The following is a 17561-nucleotide window of genomic DNA, read 5'->3' on the forward strand; positions in this document are numbered from 1 at the left end:
CCGAGTGGTCAGAGTAGGTTCCCCGCCTCGGTCAGCACCCGACGAAGGATTCCCTCGATCTCGTCGAATTCGGACGGCCCGATGGTGAGCGGCGGAGCGAGCTGCACGACCGGGTCTCCACGGTCGTCGGCGCGGCAGTACAGCCCGTTGTCGTAGAGCGCTTTGGAGAGGAAGCCGCGCAGCAGACGCTCGGATTCGTCGTCGTCGAAGGTCTCTTTGGTCGCCTTGTCTTTGACCAGTTCGATACCGAAGAAGTACCCGTCGCCGCGAACGTCTCCGACGATCGGCAAGTCGAGCAGCTTCTCGAGGGTCGAGCGGAAGATCGGGGAGTTGGTGCGCACGTTCTCGAGCAGCTTCTCCTCCTCGAAGATGTTGAGGTTCTCCAGCGCGACCGCGGCCGAGACCGGGTGGCCGCCGAAGGTGTAGCCGTGGTAGAACGAGGTCTGCCCGTGCTTGAACGGCTCGTAGATGCGGTCGCTGACGATGGTCGCGCCGATCGGGGAGTATCCACTGGTCATGCCCTTGGCGCAGGTGATCATGTCGGGCTGGAAGCCGTACGTGGTCGACGCGAACATCTCGCCGATGCGACCGAAGCCGGTGATGACCTCATCAGCCACAAGCAGCACGTCGTACTGGTCGCAGATCTCGCGAACCCGCTGGAAGTATCCGGGCGGCGGCGGAAAACATCCGCCCGAATTCTGCACCGGCTCGAGGAAGACGGCGGCGACCGTCTCCGGGCCCTCGAACAGGATCATCTCCTCGATGCGGTTGGCCGCCCACTGGCCGAAGGCGTTGAGGTCGTCGGCGTGTTCGGTCGCGCGGTAGAAGTTCGTGTTCGGCACCCGGAATCCGCCGGGGGTCACCGGCTCGAACATCTCCTTCATCGCCGGGATACCGGTGATCGCCAGGGCGCCCTGGGGCGTGCCGTGATAGGCGACGGCTCGGGAGATCACCTTGTGCTTGGTCGGGCGCCCCTGCAGCTTCCAGAAGTACTTGGCCAGCTTGAAGGCGGTCTCGACCGCTTCGCCGCCACCCGTGGAGAAGAACACCCGGTTCAGGTCGCCCGGCGCGTACGAAGCGAGCCGATCGGCGAGCTCGATGGCGTTCGGGTGCGCGTACGACCAGATCGGGAAGAAGGCCAGCTCCTCGGCCTGCTTGGCCGCAGCCTCGGCCAGCCGACGCCGACCGTGGCCGGCGTTCACCACGAACAGCCCGCTCAGCCCGTCGAAGTACTTGCGACCCTGGCTGTCCCAGATGTGGTGGCCCTCACCCTTGACGATGATGGGAACGCCGTGGCCGTCTTCCATCACCGACTGGCGGGAGAAGTGCATCCAGAGATGGTCTTTGGCCTTCTGCTGCAGGTCGGCCTCGTCGTATGAACGAGAGGATGCCGTGTCGATTGCCGTGGGCATGGTCATGATTTACCTAGTTCCCCAGTTGTAGAACTGCTTCTGTAGTTTCAGATAGACGAAGGTCTCGGTGGATTGCACGCCAGGGATCGAGCGGATCTCTTTGTTCAACAGCTCGATGAGGTCCTGGTCGTTCTCGCAGACGACCTCGGCGAGGATGTCGAAGCTGCCCGCGGTGAGCACTACGTAGTCGACGGCCGGGATGCTAGCCAGTCGCTCGGACACCTCGGTGGTGTCGCCGGTGACGCGTACGCCGATCATCGCCTGGCGATAGAAGCCCAGCTGCATAGGGTCAGTGACGGCGACGACCTGCATGACCCCGGAGTCCGTGAGCTTCTGCACGCGCTGTCGCACCGCAGCTTCGCTGAGGCCGACCGCCTTGCCGATCTCGGCATACGAACGTCGGCCGTCGGCCTGGAGCTGCTCGATGATGGCTTTGGACACGTCGTCCAACTGCGCGGGCTTCGAGATGGGGCTCATGCCACGATTCTGTCAGTCCTTGGCAACTCCGACAAGTGAATCCGCACCCATAGAGCTATTTATCTGCGGATTCGGTGGCTATCGGCCGTTCGCCCTGCGGCATTATGGTGGAGGCATGAGCGAGCTGCGCAACTTCATCAATGGCGAGTACGTCGAGGCGAAAAGCGACGGTGGGTTCGACCTCATCGACCCCGCGACCGAGGGCGTGTATGGCACCTCTCCGGTCTCGGGACGAGAGGATGTCGACGCCGCGTTCCAGGCGGCGGCCGCGGCCTTCGAGAGCTGGGGCGAGACCACGCCGGGGGAACGTCAACTCGCGCTGTTCCGCATCGCCGACGCGATGGAGGCCCGCGCCGACGAGTTCGCGAACGTGGAGTCGAAAGACACCGGAAAGCCGCGCGCCTCGTTGGTCCAAGACGAGATCCTGCTGTCGGTCGACCAGATCCGATTCTTCGCCGGGGAGGCCCGTCACTTGAGCGGCATGGCCTCCGCCGAGTACATGAAGGACCACACCTCGCAGCTCCGGCGCGAACCGATCGGTGTGATCGGCCAGGTCACCCCGTGGAACTACCCGCTCAACATGGCGGTCTGGAAGTTCGCCCCGGCGATCGCTGCCGGCAACACCACGGTGCTGAAGCCGAGCGACACCACCCCGTCGTCGACCCTACTGCTCGCCGAAGTGGCCGCGGAATTCCTGCCGAAGGGCGTGCTCAACGTGATCACCGGCGACCGCACCACCGGTGCCGCGATGATCGAGCACAAGACACCGCAGATGGTGTCGATCACCGGATCGGTGCGCGCCGGTATGGAGGTGGCGCGCGCCGCGGCCAGCGATCTCAAACGCGTGCATCTCGAGCTCGGCGGCAAGGCCCCGGTGATCGTGTTCGACGACGCCGACATCGCGCTCGCCGTGGAGGGCATCGCCACCGCCGGCTACTTCAACGCCGGCCAGGACTGCACCGCCGCCACCCGGGTGCTGGTGCAGGCGGGAATCCACGACGAGTTCGTTGCCGCGCTCGCCGCCTACGCCCGTGAGAACGCGAAGACCGGCGCGCCGGATGCGGACGGCATCCTGTTCGGCCCGGTCAACAACGCCAACCAACTCGCCCAGGTGACGGGCTTCATCGACCGGCTGCCCGACAACGCGACCATCGAGCTCGGTGGACATCGCCAGGGCAGCACCGGCTACTTCCACGAGGCCACCATCGTCTCCGGGCTGCTGCAGAGTGACGAGGCGGTGCAGCGCGAGATCTTCGGGCCCGTCATCACCGTGCAGAAGTTCACCGACGAGGCCCAGGCGCTCGAGTGGGCGAACGGCGTGCAGTACGGCCTGTCGTCGAGCGTTTGGACCGAGAACCACGGCCGCGCCATGCGCTTCGCCAAGCGCCTCGATTTCGGCTGCGTCTGGATCAACACCCACATCCCGCTGGTGGCCGAGATGCCGCACGGTGGGTTCAAGCACTCCGGGTACGGCAAGGATCTCTCCAGCTACGGGTTCGAGGACTACACGCGCGTCAAGCACGTGATGTCGTACATCGGCGGCTGACCGTGACCGGCCTCGGTCCCGAAACCCCCGACGAGGAGACACTCATCCGCCCTCGCGTGTCTCCAAAAGAGAAGAGTCCGACAGAGACGAGTCCGACAGAGACGAGTCCGACAGAGACGACGGATGCCGCGGACTCGAGCATCGACGCCGACACCGTCATCCGCGTCCCGCCGCCGACAGCCCCGACTCGGCACGCCCAGACTCCGCCAGCCCAGCCTCCGCACGCCCAGACTCCGCCAGCCCAGACTCCGCCAGCCCCGGCCACGGCCCCGCCCGCTCTCGTCGAACCCGCCGAGCCCGTGGCCCCGCCCATCGAGGAGGTGCTGTACCCGCTGACTCCGCCGCGCGAGCGCGTTTTCGCCTACGGATTCCGGGTGAACAACGGTCGGGCGGTGTCGCTCGAGAGTCCGGTGCTGATCGGTCGCGCTCCCACGCCGCCGCGCATACCGACCGGGGAACGCCCCGTGCTCGCCCGGGTGGAATCCCCGAACAAGGAGGTGTCGGGTACGCACCTCGAACTTCGTCAGCATGGCGCCCTGGTGATCGCCACCGACCTGCGCTCGACCAACGGTACGACGGTTACCCCGCCGGGACGGGGGACTCAGAAACTGCGCCAGGGCGAGTCGGTGGTCGTGCAGCCCGGTACCGTTATCGACATCGGCGACAGTAACGTCGTCGAGATCCTCCCGCTGCAGAGCCGCGAGAGTGACTAGTTCCGCACATCCGCTCGGCGCCCAGCTCTCGGGATCGCCGCGCCGTCCCCGCCGGGAGGCACCACCGTGACCGAAGTAGGCCGCAGCAGCGCGGAACTCGCGCTGACACTTCCAGGTCGCGATGGGCCAGGGGTCCGATTGGCGTGGGCCGCCGCAACGGATGTCGGCCTCAGACGCAAACTCAATGAAGACAGTTACATCGCCGAATCGCCTATCTTCGCGGTCGCGGACGGCATGGGCGGGCATTCCGCCGGGGACGTCGCCAGCGCCGCGGTGGTCAATCGGCTCGCTCTGGCTCTCGGCGCAGACTTCATCGAGCCCGCCGCGATAGAGCTCGCCCTTCACGACGCGACCGAAGACATCGCCCGCGCGGCGGAAGACCTGCCGCTCGGCGTCGGAACTACGGTGACCGGGGCTGCGTTGACCCTGCACGAGGGGGAGCCGTACTGGGTGGTGTTCAACGTCGGTGACTCGCGGGTCTACGCCATCGAGCTCGACAGCGGCGAGCGACCCGGCACCCTCGGCGCCCTGGTGCAGGTCACCGTCGATCACTCGGTGGTGCAGGAGCTCGTCGCCGCGGGCCTGATCCGCCCGGAGGACGCCGAGTCGCACCCGGAGAGCAACGTCATCACGCGTGCCGTCGGGTTCAATGCCGAACCGAGGATCGATTTCTGGGCGGTCCCGGCGCGCACCGGACTGCGCCTGCTGCTCTGCTCCGACGGGCTGAGTAAAGAGCTCGACGATCCGCAGATCTCCGGCCTGCTCACGCATGGTCTCAACCCGGCAGATACCGCTGCCGCGCTGGTCGCCGCCGCACTCGACAGTGGCGGCCGCGACAACGTGACCGCCGTGGTCGTCGACGTGGTCGCGAGCGATGGCGACTTCGAACTCGACGACACGACTCCACGCGCCGGTAGACGTCGCAGCGAGTAACCGCCCGAATACCCCCCCCCCAAACGGGGGATGCGAAACGGCGCGCTCATCAGCACTTTGGTCGCGGGCTCCTGGCGGTGGCGTGCCTACAATAGACAACGGGCGGGGCGCCGTCCGTGCTGGGCGCAACCGTGCCGGAGCGACAGTGCCCCGATGGCACGCCCTTCGCGGGGAGCTCGCAGCTGAACGCAGGGAAGGGGAGAGCCGTGGCCCGCCGTCTTCCCTCGCAACCGCCCATCCTTCCCGGCTTCGCGCACATCCACGTTCTCGGCTCGGGCGGTTTCGCCGACGTCTTCCTGTACGAGCAGAACATGCCGCGTCGTCAGGTCGCCGTCAAGGTGATGCTGAGCGAGGTGGTCAACGACCAGGTGCGCCAGATGTTTCAGGCCGAGGCCAACCTGATGGCCCAGCTGAGCTCGCATCCGTCGATCCTCACGGTCTACCAGGCGAGTGTTTCTGCCGACGGCCGACCGTACCTGGTGATGGAGCTCTGCTCCTCGGCGTTGAGCGAGCGATACCGCCGAGAGCGCATTCCGGTGCCGGAGGTGCTGCAGATCGCCGTGAAGATCGGCAGCGCGATCGAGACCGCTCACCGCGCCGGGGTGCTGCACCGTGACATCAAGCCGTCGAACATCCTGCTGACGGCGTACGGACACCCGGTGCTCTCCGACTTCGGTATCGCGTCGACGCTGACCGAGTTCGAGGCGACCGAGTCGGTGGGAATGTCGATCCCGTGGTCGGCGCCCGAAGTGCTCATGGATGAAACTCCAGGCAGCATCGGGTCGGAGGTCTGGGCCTTCGCCGCCACGGTGTACTCGCTGCTGGCCGGACGCTCGCCGTTCGAGGTACCGGGGGAGTCGAACAAGTCAGCCGATCTCATCGGTCGGATCAATCGGGCCAAGGCGCAGCCGATCGGGCGTTCCGATGTGCCACGCAGCCTCGAACAGCTGCTGCAGCGGGGGATGTCGCGCAAGCCGGACGCGCGCCCCACGAGCGTGATCGAAATGGTGCGCGAGTTGCAGGCGATCGAGACCGAACTCGGCGTGCCGCAGACCGCCATCGAGGTCGAAATGGACGATTGGGCACTTGCCACCGTCTCCGACGTCGAGGACCGTACCCGCGTTCGCGCGCTGGCGGGCGTCGAGCCGCCGCGTGCCGGCCGCCGCCGCCGCCGAGCACCCGTCGCGGTGGGCTACTCCGGGGTGGGCACTATCCTCAAGCAGTCGAACCGCCAGAACACCGGACGTGGCCAGAGCGCTGCGGCTTCCGGTAGTGCGAGACAGAACAGCCAGCGCGGCAGTTCCGTTACCGAAGCGGCGACCACGAGCAGGAGAGTGCGCGCGTTCGTCTGGAGCCTGATCGCTGCCGCCGTGCTGGTGCTCGGGCTTGGCACGATCGCCACCGTCGTGCTGGTGCAGGCTAATTCGACCGACATCCCGAAGGTGGCGGACATCTCCGATCGGTCCAACTCCGACTCGGTGCAGTTCACCTGGGTCGATCCTGGAGTCAAGTCTGGGGACCAGTACGAGGTGTCGACCCGCGACGGCCAATCGAGCCTGCAGACCACGCGCACCTATTCGGTAGACGCGTCACAGGGCCAGCGGGTCTGCATCACCGTCGCGGTCAATCGCGAGGGCAAGACCGGTCCGGCGAGCACCGAGAAGTGCGTGGATTTCTCCGGGTGACGAACTCGTGACTCGTAAGCTGAGGCTCTCATGCTGAAGAAGTGGCTCGCAGCCCACCGTCCCCTGGTGATCAGTGCGGTGAGCGGAGCGGCGATCGCCAGCCTGGTGATCACGCTGGCGGTGGTCTCCAGCGGCTACGCCGCACAGAAGGTCACTCTCGACGACGGTTCGGTCTGGGTATCGAACGGCACGTCCCAGGTGATCGGACGTGCCAACCCGCAGGTGCTCGCGCTCAACACCGTGGTCACCAGCACCGGAACGGACATCCAGGTGGTCCAGCACGGCGCGACCGTTCTGCTGTTCGACCGCACCGACGCCAAGGTCGACATCGTCGATGCCGCGACCTCGAGCGTGCTCGACAGCGCCCCGCTGCCTCCCCAACAGCCCGAACTGTTCATCGCCGGAGACAACGTCGTCGTCGGCTCGGCAACAACCGGCCAGTTCTGGATCGTGGCGCTCGCCGACCTCGCGCACTTCGACGCACAGTCGCAACCGACCTTGAGCCTCGGTGCAGACTCCGTAGCCAGTGTGAGTCCCGACGGCGTGCTCTGGGTCTACTCGCACGCGGCTCACCAGGTCTATCGGGTCGATGCGGCGAACTCCGCCACCGTCGACCGCACCTCCGGCGTCCGCTTCGGCGGTGATGTGGCGGATGTCTCCATCAGCTCGGTCGGCGAGAGCTGGGTGCTGCTCGATCGGGCCTCTCGCACACTGCGCACCGCGGGCGGCACCATCGATCTCGGCTCGCGAATCCCCGCCGACGGCGCCCCGGTACTGCAGCAGGCGAGTGCCGCGGGGGACACGGTGCTCGTGGGGTACTCGGGCGGTCTGCTCTCGGTGCCGATCGCCGGTGGCACCTCGACCGTGCTCGCGAGCGGTCACTCCGGCACCGCCGTCGCGCCGGCGATCGTGAACGGCTGCAGCTACGCGGCGTGGTCTGACGGCACGGCGGACCGGCGCTGTGGCAGCAGCGGAAGCGTGCAACTGCACCTTCCCTCGCTGCCGGGCGGGGCATCCCGACTCGCCTTCGTCGTCAACGGTGACACGGTCGTGCTCAACGATCCGCGCGGCGGCGGAACCTGGGCGGTGCAGCAGAACGGCCAGTACATCGGCAACTGGTCAGAGCTGATCACCGTGCGCCAAGACCAGCAGCAGGTGCAGGATGACAGCGAAGACACCCCGCCGGAATACGACAAGACCCAGACCCCTCCGGTGGCGGTCGATGATTCACTCGGCGCCCGCCCGGGTCGGTCGAGCGTGCTGCCGGTGCTACTCAACGACTACGACCCCAACGGCGACGTGCTTGTCATCACCGACTTCACCCCGATCGAGGAGAGCATCGGTCATCTCGACCTGATCAACAACGCCCAACAGCTGCAGCTCACCCTGCTCCCCACCGCGAGCGGTTCGGTCGGCTTCGACTACACCATCAGCGACGGGCGGGGCGGCACGGCGAGCGCCCACGTCACGGTGGGCGTGCGGCAGCCCTCCGAGGATTCTCCGCCGGTGCAGGTGCGGCTGAGCAAGGCCCTGGTGGTCGAGGGCGGGAGGGTGACGACATCCGTTCTCGGGGACTGGGTCGACCCGGATGGCGACGCCTTCTATCTCGCCGGCGCATCGACCGCGGAACCCGACGGCGTCAGCTATAAGCCCGAGGGGAGTCTCGCCTTCGCCGAGGGGGGAGCAACGGGTGGCCTGCGATCGGTCACCCTGATCGTCTCGGATGGTCGAGCGGATGGCACCGGCACGCTGAGCGTGACGGTCAAGGCCCCCGGGCAGCTGCCGATCATCACGGATCCGTTCCCGGTCTCGACCTACGCCGACCAGGAGATCACCATCTCGCCGCTCGAGCACGTGCGCGGCGGGACGGGTGTGCTCCATCTCTCGAGCGTTCCGGCCAAGAGCGGATCGACGATCGTGGCGAGCCTGGAGGCGGGGACATTCCGGTTCAGCAGCAGCCAGGTCGGCACGCACTACCTCGAATACGTGGTCAACGACGGCGATCAGACGGTCACCGGCGAGATCCGGGTGGATGTCGCGGCCCCGCCGGACGCGAACACCAAGCCGATCACGATCCCCAAGACGATCTTCGTGCAGACGCTGAGCAGCCAGACGGTCGATGTCGCCTCGACCGATATCGACCCGGCCGGGGGCGTGCTGCTGGTCACTGGCGTCTACAACGTGGCGCAGAACTCCGGCGTCCGTGCCGACGTCATCGAGCAGCGGGCGATCCGGGTCACGCTCACCGCGCCGCTCGACGATGGGCCGGTCGGCTTCAACTACCGCATCACCAACGGGCTTTCCGAAGCCGAGGGCGTGGTGACGGTGGTGCAGATCCCGGTACCGGCGAGGCTCCAGCCGCCAGTGGCGAACGACGATTCGGTGACCGTGCGTGTCGGTGACGCCATCGATATCCCCGTTCTCGCCAACGACGTGCAGCCTGATGGCGAGGAGCTCACCCTCAATCCGCTGCTCTCGATCGGTTTGAAAGGTGATTCGGGCCTGTTGTTCGCCTCCGGCGACAAGCTCCGCTATCTCGCCCCGCAGAAGACCGGCGACTTCTCCGCCGTCTACGAGATCTCCGGCCCCGACGGTCAGGTCGCTCAGGCTCAGGTCAAGATCGCTGTGCGAGAACCGGTCGCGTCGACGAACAACCCGCCGGTTCCGGCGACGGTGGTCGGCCGTGTGCTGGCGGGGCAGAAGGTGCGCGTCTCGATCCCGCTGACCGGGATCGACCCCGACGGCGACTCGGTGCAGCTGCTCGGGCAGGAGACGAACCCCGACAAGGGCTCGGTCACCCTCACCGGTCCCGACTTCTTCGACTACCAGGCGGGTGACTATTCCGCCGGAACCGACACCTTCACCTACACCGTCATCGACGCGCTCGGCGCGCGCGCGACCGGCACCGTGCGCATCGGAATCAGTCCGAAATCGGAGGGTGCGCGCAATCCGGTCGCCGTCGAGGACGAGGTGACGGCGCGGCCGGGCGCCACCGTCTCGGTTCAGGTGCTCGCCAACGATTCCGATCCGGATGGCGGCACGCTGAAGATCGTCAAGGTCGAGCCGAACAGCAAAGACATCAAGACCAAAGTGGTCGGCGACATCGTCCAGATCACCCCGCCCAAGAAGACCGGCACCTACGGCGTGATCTATACGATCGAGAACGATTTCGGCGGCCAGAGCAAGAATTTCGTGACGGTGGCGGTGACACCGAATGCCCCGCGCGCGTATCCGGTGGTCGACGACACGGTGCTCAGCCTCACCGACATCCTGAATCGTGACTCGATCAACGTGAACGTGTTGCGCAACACCTTCTTCGCCGATGGTCCGGCGAGCAGGCTGAAGGTGTCGTTGCTCCCGGGGTACTCCAAGGAGACGACGGTGACGCCCGGAAAGCGCATCCACGTCACCGTGCAGAACAAGAGCCAGATCATCCCCTTCGTCGTCGCGAACCCGGATGACCCCAAGATCGTGTCGTACGCCTTCGTCTGGGTACCGGGGCTCGACGACGCCCTGCCGCAGCTCAATCGCAAGGCTCCGGTGCTCACGGTGGCCAGCGAGGCGGAGCTGCGGATCGACCTCAACGACTACGTGCTCGCCATCGGCGGCAAGAAGGTGCAGCTGACCGGCACGGCAACGGTGCAGGCGACGCATGCCAACGGCGACAGTCTGGTGGTGAACGACCACACCCTGCGCTTCACCTCGGCCGACCGCTATTTCGGGCCGGCATCCATCTCGTTCGAGGTGACCGATGGCAGCTCGGCCACCGATCCGGTCGGTCACGTGGCCACGCTGGTGCTGCCGATCACCGTCACCCCGCGGCAGAACCAGCCGCCGGTCTTCATCGGCGGCATGATCGACTTCGAGCCGGGCTCATCGCGCGACATCGATCTGTCGAAGCTGACCAACTACCCCCACCCGAAGGATGCCCCGGAGCTCGCCTACACGGTGCTCAGCCCGTTGCCGTCCGGCTTCAGCTACACGCTGACCGGCCAGACGCTGTCGCTGAAGGCGAACGAGGGAACGCCAAAGGGCAGTTCCACCGCAATCCTCCTGGCCGTGCGGGATGCCCTGGCCACCGGCCAATCTGGCCGCATCCAACTTAACGTGGTCGCCTCCAGTCGCCCGCTCCCGGTGCCCGTGCCCGACTCCGTCGCGGTCGCGCGCGGGCAGACCACCTCGGTCGACGTGCTCGGCAATGACGCCGCGACCAACCCGTTTCCGGGCAAGCCGCTGAAGGTGGTCGCTATCCGTGGCCTCGAGGGCAATGCGCTGCCGGCCGGAGTGTCGATCACCCCCAACGCCGACAATTCGCGGCTGAGCATCACGGTCTCGAACTCCGCCCAACCGGGGAATACGACCCTGCAGTACGAGGTGGCCGATGCGACCGGCGACCCGGACCGCATGGTGTGGGGAACGGTGACGATCTCCGTTCAAGACAAGCCGGATGCGGTGACCGGGCTCACGGCGACCTCATTCGGCGACCGGCGCATCACCCTCAAGTGGGCCCCGGGCTCCGACAACAATTCGCCGATCACCGGCTACGAGGTGACGATGTCGGCCGGAACAGACGATTCCGGCGTCACGACGGCCTGCGCGATCACCGTGTGCGACATCACCACGCCGGGCAACGGTCCGAGCAACGCGGTACGACTCCGGGTGGTGGCGAAGAACGCCCTCGGCGCATCGGCCGCGGTCGCCCTCGGCTCGCCCATCTGGTCGGACATCGTGCCGCCGGCCCCGTCGGTGGTGAACACCAGCCCGCTCGACGGCGGTCTGCGCATCAGCTGGCCTGTCGTCGCCGCCCCCGCGGGCGGCAGTGCGGTGACGAAGTATGTCGTCAACGCCGGCGGCGTCTCCGCCGACATCACCGCCTCGGCCTGCGGCAACTCCACCTGCGAGACCGACGCATACGGCCTCAGCAATGGGCAGCAGGTGACCGTGACGGTGAGCCCGCGCAACGGTTCATTCTCGAGTCTGACGAGTTGGAACACCGCCACCGGGGCGGGGGTGCCGGCCGGCAAGCCCCTGGCCACCGGAACCCCGGGTGCGGCCGTGAACGACAACACGATCACCGTGAACTGGGCCGGGGTGTTCTCCGGCAACGGCCGCGACATCACCGGCTACACGGCCGTCGCCTATACCGGAAACGCGCCGACCTGCGGCACGATGCAGCCGAGCGGAGCCCAGGCGCAGTCTGTCGGACTCGCCACCACCGCGGCATTCGGCGGCCTGTCCAGCGAGCAGCGCTACTCGGTGGTGGTGTTCGCCACCAACGAGATCGGCTGCACCGCGACCTCGCCGGTCGCCGCCCGCATCGGCCCGGGCGTGATCACCGGCGCGAGCTTCGGAGGCCCGAGCCGCAATGGCACGGCCTGGGATGACGTGCTCAGCTCGGCGCAGATCGGCGGCGCGAATCTCACCGGCGATTACCAGCTCTACTACCGGGTCAACGGCGGGAATCGGCAGGGACCGATCTCGGTCGGAGACTTCATCAACGGTGCGACATATGGCACGGACGGCAACACGGTGGCGTTGCGTGCCTGCCGCAGCTTCGACGGGGGCGCGGCCCTCTGCCAGAACGCCTGGTCGCAGCCGTTCAGCATGAGCCCGGTCCCGGTCGATCCCAGCATCGGTCGGCCCACCTTCACATCCAATGGCGTGTTGGACGACAGCGGGGGGGTGTTCTCCTGGTTGAGTCGACCCAGCGGAGCGAACTATGACGCCGTGGAATACTCCTGCGGTGCCGACGTCGAGTTTCACGCCATGGACCAGACCGGCGGGAACTGTGACACGGGCACCATTGGTGTCGGACCGGCAGAGCTCCGCATCCGGGTCACCGCCAACGACCAGACCTATCAACTCACGTATGACAGCAACGGCACTGCGCACTGACCTCAGCACCGCTTTCTGTTGCACCAACTGTTTCGGCACGAATGAAAGGCACGAACCATGACGATGACCCAAGAGCAGGCCACGTGGTTCTCCGACATCTTCAACCGGCTGGTGGCGAATGTCGATCAGGTTCTGCTCGGCAAGACCTTCGTCGTTCGGCTCTCCTTCACCGCGCTGCTCAGTGACGGGCATCTGCTGCTCGAAGACTTCCCCGGTACCGGCAAGACCTCGCTGGCGCGAGCAATGGCCCAGAGTGTGAAGGGGTCGACCAACCGCATCCAGTTCACCCCCGACCTGCTGCCCGGCGACATCACCGGCGTCAGTATCTACGACCAGGGTTCGGGCGACTTCGAGTTCCACCGTGGACCGATCTTCGCCAACATCGTGCTGGCGGATGAAATCAACCGAGCGAGCCCGAAGACTCAGGCAGCACTGCTCGAGGTGATGGAAGAGAACCAGGTCACCGTGGACGGCGTGACGCACGCGGTCGGCGCTCCCTTCATGGTGATCGCCACGCAGAACCCGATCGAGCAAGCAGGCACCTATCGTCTGCCCGAGGCCCAGCTCGACCGCTTCATCATGAAGACGTCGATCGGCTACCCCGACCACGCCTCCACCGTGCGCATCCTCGAGGGTGCTGGGGTGCGCGCGCACGACACGATCGTCCCCTCGATCGCCAGCGATGAGGTCATCGTCGAGATGGCCAAGCTCGCCCGCACCGTGCACGTCGACTCGTCGATCAACGACTACGTCTCTCGCCTGGTCGAAGCCACCCGGGCCACTCCGGAGGTGCGCCTCGGGGCCAGCGTCCGCGGCGCACTCGCCCTGATCCGCACCGCCAAGACCCTGGCCGCCGCGAACGGCCGGCACTATGTCATCCCCGACGACGTGAAGGCGCTCGCGGAACCGGTACTCGCCCACCGTCTGGTGCTCGACCCCGAAGCGGAATTCGACGGGGTCACCACCTCCAGTATTGTCAGTCAGCTGCTCATCGAGACTCCGCCCCCGAGCGATCGGCAAGCGGTGTGACGCCCAGACGCAACGCGGCCTCTGCCCGCACGGCATCGCCGGGCTCCGCGCGCGACCGGTCGGCAGCCAAGGGAACGACCGGCAAGATGACATCGGTCCGATCGTCCTCAGCGCGGTCGGGTACAGCGCGGTCGGGTACAGCGCGGTCGAGTACAGCGCGGTCGGCAAGCGGCTCCGCCACGATCACCTCTGCCGAGGGGCTCACCAACGCCCGTACCCGCATCGTCGGAAACCGCACCGGCCCGATCGCGGACTTCGTCATCACCCTGGTGCGCGTCGGACGGGCGCTCGGCCTCGCGATAGCGGGCGGGCTGCGTCGGGCATCCGCCGTCGTCACTCCGCTCGGCTGGGTGATGCTCGCGGCGGTGCCTCTCGCGCTGGGGTTCGGGTACGCCGTGGCCTGGATCGAGCTCGTCGTGGTCGGCTGGACCATCCTGGTGTTGCTCGCCGTGGCCAGCCTTTATCTGATTGGTCGCAGCGCCTTCCTGATCGCCCTCGACGTTCCGCACAGCCGGGTAGTCGTGGGGGAGCCGGCCACCGGACTCATCTCCGTCACCAACCCGACCCGACGTCGCCTGCTCGGTGTTAAGGTCGAGATTCCGGTCGGGCCGGGTCTCGCAGAGTTGGCGCTGCCGAGCCTCGCCAAGGGTGCCGCGTTCGACCACGAATTCGTGGTGCCCACCGCACGCCGCGGCGTGCTCGCCATCGGCCCGGTGCGCACCGTACGCGCCGACCCGATCGGGCTGGTGCGCCGGGAACTCGTCTGGACGGAGTCGACCGAGCTGTTCATCCACCCGCGCACCATCGGCATCCCGTCGACCAGCACCGGATTCATCCGGGATCTCGAGGGCAATCCGACCAGGGACCTCACCAACAGCGATGTCTCGTTTCACGCCCTGCGCGAGTACACCCCCGGTGACGAGCGCCGCTACATCCACTGGAAATCGACGGCGAAGACCGGCACGTACATGGTGCGTCAGTTCGAGGAGACGCGCCGCAGCCACCTCGTGATCGCCCTGAGCCTCGCGACCCCGAATTACGCCACCGAGGAGGAGTTCGAGATGGCGGTCAGCGTCGCGGGGAGCCTCGGCGCCCGCGCCATCCGCGACGCTCGCACCGTGTCGGTGGTCGTCAGCGAGCGCACGCCAGAGTTCGCCAAACAGAAGGTGCTGGCGGTGCGGCAGCTCAACACCCTCACGCGCACCCGCCTGCTCGACGACCTGGCCGTGGTCGAGAACTCGGCCTCGGCCATCGGCATCACGGATGTCGCGCGGGTCACCGCGGACGACATCAGCGGCATCTCCGTCGCGTTCCTGGTGTGCGGCTCGCTCACCACCAACGCGGAGTTGCGCGCCGCATCGACCAGCTTCCCCTCCGGCGTCGAGGTGGTCGCCGTGGTCTGCGACCCGGACACCGTGCCGGGACTCCGCCGCGTCGCCGGGTTGAGCGTGCTGACGATCGGGTATCTCGAAGACCTGCAGAAGTCTCTGGCGAAATCGGCTGCGGCATGACATCCGTTTCTTCCCGCACCTCCGTCGGCTCTGGACTGCGCCCGCGACGACGCGTGCTCTCCCTGGGATTCACCCTGGTCAATACCGCGATGCTCTGGGTTACGACGGGAATAGCCGCCACCGCCCTCTGGGCCACATATCGCAGCCCTCAGGTGGTGATCCTCATCGTGGTCGCCACGCTCGTGGGGTCGGCGATCGCCATCGGCGGTGCCCGTTTCCGTTGGTCGAGTCCGCTCGTGCTCGGCGCCACCGTTGGTGCCTACGCGGTGCTCGGCGTGCCGCTCGCGGTGCCGACACGTGCGCTCTACGGGGTGCTGCCGACGGGGCAGGGGCTTCTCGAACTGTTCCGCGGTACCGCGCTGAGCTGGAAGCAGTTGCTCACCATCACCCTGCCGGTCGGCAGCTATCAAACGCTCTTGATCCCCGCCCTTGTGCTGGTGCTCGGTACGGTGGTGATCGGCCTGACGGTCGCCCTGCGGTCTCGTTACGGCGAGCTCGGCGCCGTGGCTCCGGTCGTACTCTTCGTGGTCGCGACCATGTTCGGCCCCGGCTTCGCCAGCTGGCCGCTGGCGCAGGCGCTCGGGCTGCTCGCCGCAGTGCTGCTCTGGATGATCTGGTGGCGCTGGTACCGGCGCCGCGAGTCGATCCGCCGCCTGGCCCGCGCTCTCGACGCCGCGGGGCGCCCGCTCGAGACCGTGGCCGATCGTGGTTTCGTCGGGCCCCGCACCCTCCTCGGTGCCGCCTTGCTCATCGCCGTCGCCGCCGCGGCCGGTATCGGGGCGACCACCCTGCTGCCGCCGACCGGCCAACGCCAGGTGCTGCGCAGCGCGGTGGAGCAGCCGTTCAACCCGCGTGACTACGTCAGCCCGCTCAGTGGATTCCGACACTACGAGCTGCCCGCGACGGCAGACAGCACCGTTCTCACGGTGCGCGGTCTGCCCGCCGATGGTCGCATCCGCATCGCCACCCTCGACAGCTATGACGGAATCGTCTATGCCGTGGGCAGCGCGGCGGTCACCAGCGACTCCGGATCGTTCACGCGGGTGCCGTCGACATTCGACCAATCAACGATGTCGGGTACCGCCGTGCATCTCGACGTCACGATCGGCGACTACCGGGGCGTCTGGGTGCCCACGATCGGTAAGTTCGAGAGCATCGAGTTCACCGGACGAGGCGCCACCTCGCTGCGCGACGCTTTTTACTACAACAACACCAGCGGCACTGCGGCGGTGCTCACCCCGCTGCGGTCCGGCGACGCCTATTCGCTCGACGCTATCGAACCCGTGCAGCCCGCCGCCGACGACCTCGGCGCGCTGCGCCCCGGCACGGCGACAGTTCCCAAGATCGGCACCCTTCCCGACAACGTGGCGTCGACCCTGGATGACTGGGTACGCGGCACCACCGGTGCGGGAAATCAACTGGCTGAGATGATCAGTCAGTTGAAGAAGAACGGCTACGTCAGCCATGGCGTCGACCCTAATCAGCCCGGCAGCCGCTCCGGTCACGCCGCCGACCGCATCACCGAGCTGCTCACCGATCAGCGGATGATCGGCGACCAGGAGCAGTACGCGGTCACCGCGGCCCTGATGGCGCGCCAACTCGGATTCCCGGCGCGGGTGGTCTTCGGCTTCGCGCCGACGAACATCGACCCGGCCGGAGTCACCACGGTTCGGGGGTCGGATGTCTCCGCCTGGATCGAGGTGAACAGCGCGCGTTACGGCTGGGTCACCATCGATCCGACTCCCGCCATCCGTCCGATTCCGGAGGAATTGCCGCAGGAGCCGACGAGGATCGCCCGGCCGCAGTCGCCGGTTCAGCCGCCCCCAGACGATCAGCAGACTCGCAACACGCAGTCGCCGCCCGACACCACTCAGGATCAGACCGAGCCGCTCGAGCCCTGGCTGGTCATCCTGTTCGCGGTACTCACGGTGCTGGGCTGGGTAGTGCTGGGCGCGGCGATCGTGCTGGCCCCGTTCCTTGCCGTGATCGTCGCCAAGGTGCGTCGTCGCCGCAAGAGGAGGCGCGAGGGAACGCCGCTCGAGCGCATCAGCGGCGGCTGGCGCGAGTACGAGGACTCGGTCATCGACCGTGGCTTCGATCCGCCGATCGGGGCAACGCGCACCGAGGTCGCCTCGGCGATCGGGGGGATGCGCCCGCTGGTGCTCGCCGCCATCACCGATCGCGCGGTCTTCTCGCCGACCGAGCCGGACGATGACGATGCGGAGAACGTGTGGCGCTCCGTGCGCGAACTCGTTGCAACCCTCGACGACGACCGCACGCGCTGGCAACGGATCAGGGCGGCCGTCTCACTCAAATCGCTCGGTGGATATAGTGTCAAGAAGTTCTTCACGCGATAGGGG

The 17561-nt window shown here is 67.1% G+C and carries 10 protein-coding genes; 8 read left to right on the top strand and 2 right to left on the bottom strand.

Annotated features, from left to right (window positions below; translation table 11 throughout):
• Window positions 1-8: 8 nt before the first annotated feature.
• Window positions 9-1412, bottom strand: coding sequence for an aspartate aminotransferase family protein (locus IV501_RS07675; RefSeq protein ID WP_200556157.1), 1404 nt, complete (start codon window positions 1410-1412; stop codon window positions 9-11).
• A gap of 9 nt (window positions 1413-1421) precedes the next feature.
• Window positions 1422-1889: an Lrp/AsnC family transcriptional regulator gene (locus IV501_RS07680; RefSeq protein WP_200555856.1), complete on the bottom strand. Its 468-nt coding sequence runs from the start codon at window positions 1887-1889 to the stop codon at window positions 1422-1424.
• Window positions 1890-2004: 115 nt separating this feature from the next.
• Here IV501_RS07680 and IV501_RS07685 point away from each other — a divergent pair, with 115 nt between their 5' ends.
• The 8 genes from IV501_RS07685 (at window position 2005) to IV501_RS07720 (ending at window position 17558) form a co-directional block, all read left to right on the top strand.
• On the top strand, window positions 2005-3435 hold the full coding sequence (locus IV501_RS07685; protein WP_200555858.1) for a gamma-aminobutyraldehyde dehydrogenase: 1431 nt from the start codon (window positions 2005-2007) through the stop codon (window positions 3433-3435).
• A gap of 2 nt (window positions 3436-3437) precedes the next feature.
• Window positions 3438-4148, top strand: a complete 711-nt coding sequence (locus IV501_RS16545; RefSeq protein WP_200555860.1) for an FHA domain-containing protein — start codon at window positions 3438-3440, stop codon at window positions 4146-4148.
• 138 nt (window positions 4149-4286) lie between these two features.
• Window positions 4287-5081, top strand: coding sequence for a PP2C family protein-serine/threonine phosphatase (locus IV501_RS07695; RefSeq protein WP_234698354.1), 795 nt, complete (start codon window positions 4287-4289; stop codon window positions 5079-5081).
• 206 nt (window positions 5082-5287) lie between these two features.
• On the top strand, window positions 5288-6766 hold the full coding sequence (locus IV501_RS07700; RefSeq protein ID WP_200555864.1) for a serine/threonine-protein kinase: 1479 nt from the start codon (window positions 5288-5290) through the stop codon (window positions 6764-6766).
• Between the two features lie 30 nt (window positions 6767-6796).
• The gene (locus IV501_RS07705; RefSeq protein ID WP_200555866.1) at window positions 6797-12661 is read left to right on the top strand and encodes an Ig-like domain-containing protein; all 5865 of its coding nucleotides are present in this window, start codon (window positions 6797-6799) and stop codon (window positions 12659-12661) included.
• Window positions 12662-12718: 57 nt separating this feature from the next.
• Window positions 12719-13690 carry an AAA family ATPase gene (locus IV501_RS07710; protein WP_200555868.1) on the top strand — a complete coding sequence of 324 codons (972 nt, stop codon included), beginning with the start codon at window positions 12719-12721 and terminating at the stop codon, window positions 13688-13690.
• A complete protein-coding gene (locus IV501_RS07715; RefSeq protein WP_307812229.1) occupies window positions 13687-15201 on the top strand; it encodes a DUF58 domain-containing protein in 1515 nt (504 codons plus the stop codon). The genes IV501_RS07710 and IV501_RS07715 overlap by 4 nt, the downstream gene beginning before the upstream one ends.
• Window positions 15198-17558 carry a transglutaminase-like domain-containing protein gene (locus IV501_RS07720; protein WP_200555870.1) on the top strand — a complete coding sequence of 787 codons (2361 nt, stop codon included), beginning with the start codon at window positions 15198-15200 and terminating at the stop codon, window positions 17556-17558. The genes IV501_RS07715 and IV501_RS07720 overlap by 4 nt, the downstream gene beginning before the upstream one ends.
• Window positions 17559-17561 lie beyond the last annotated feature (3 nt).

Origin of the sequence: Lacisediminihabitans changchengi (assembly GCF_016634425.1) — a bacterium.
Classification (GTDB): domain Bacteria; phylum Actinomycetota; class Actinomycetes; order Actinomycetales; family Microbacteriaceae; genus Lacisediminihabitans; species Lacisediminihabitans changchengi.

What these genes read in the sequence shown, in the direction of transcription:
- IV501_RS07675 (WP_200556157.1), bottom strand. Translation starts at nt 1,412, where the DNA reads ATGCCCACGGCAATCGACACGGCATCCTCTCGTTCATACGACGAGGCC.
- IV501_RS07680 (WP_200555856.1), bottom strand. Translation starts at nt 1,889, where the DNA reads ATGAGCCCCATCTCGAAGCCCGCGCAGTTGGACGACGTGTCCAAAGCC.
- IV501_RS07685 (WP_200555858.1), top strand. Translation starts at nt 2,005, where the DNA reads ATGAGCGAGCTGCGCAACTTCATCAATGGCGAGTACGTCGAGGCGAAA.
- IV501_RS07705 (WP_200555866.1), top strand. Translation starts at nt 6,797, where the DNA reads ATGCTGAAGAAGTGGCTCGCAGCCCACCGTCCCCTGGTGATCAGTGCG.
- IV501_RS07710 (WP_200555868.1), top strand. Translation starts at nt 12,719, where the DNA reads ATGACGATGACCCAAGAGCAGGCCACGTGGTTCTCCGACATCTTCAAC.
- IV501_RS07720 (WP_200555870.1), top strand. Translation starts at nt 15,198, where the DNA reads ATGACATCCGTTTCTTCCCGCACCTCCGTCGGCTCTGGACTGCGCCCG.